This window comes from Alcanivorax sp. HI0083 (genome assembly GCF_001635175.1).
Genome location: NZ_LWFX01000678.1, coordinates 1 through 599 on the forward strand (window position 1 = coordinate 1; position 599 = coordinate 599).

Below are 599 nucleotides of genomic sequence, written 5' to 3' on the forward strand. Positions count from 1 at the left end.
TCACCGGCATACTGGCACTGGTATTGTTTCCCCTCACCTCACCGTTATTCGGTAACCGGGTCAGCCGTACGCTGGGCCATGGTCTGCTGGTGGTGCTGCGCACCACGCCGGAGTTTTTCCTCGCCTTCTTTTTCCTGATCCTGCTCGGCCCCTCCATGTTGCCCGGCATTTTTGCGCTTGCCCTGCATACCGGCGCCATCGTCGCCCACCTGACGGGCCGCTTCAGTGAGACCCTGCGCCTGCGGGCGGACGCGCCCAGCGGGATCAACCGCTACGCCTGGGAGGTCTTGCCGCGCATCAGCCCCAACCTGCTCGCTTTCCTGCTCTATCGCTGGGAGGTAATCATGCGCGAAACGGCGGTGCTGGGGATTCTTGGCATTCACACCCTGGGTTTCTATATTGATTCCAGTGTGGCGGAATTCCGCTTTGACCGAACCGCACTGTTGATCCTGGCCACGGTGTTGCTCAATCTGGGCGTGGACGCCCTGTCGCGTACGATACGACGGCATCTGAGATTGCAGCCCGGCAAAGGTACCCCCGCACACAAAGCCCCGGCCAGCAGCTGACCGGCATACCGGGAACACGCAGACACGAGTCGC

The 599-nt window shown here is 61.9% G+C and carries 1 protein-coding gene; it reads left to right on the top strand.

Annotated features, from left to right (window positions below; genetic code table 11):
* On the top strand, window positions 1–566 hold a 566-nt coding region (locus A3754_RS06735), incomplete at its 5' end, for an ABC transporter permease (protein WP_156496863.1).
* Between the last annotated feature and the right edge of the window lie 33 nt (window positions 567–599).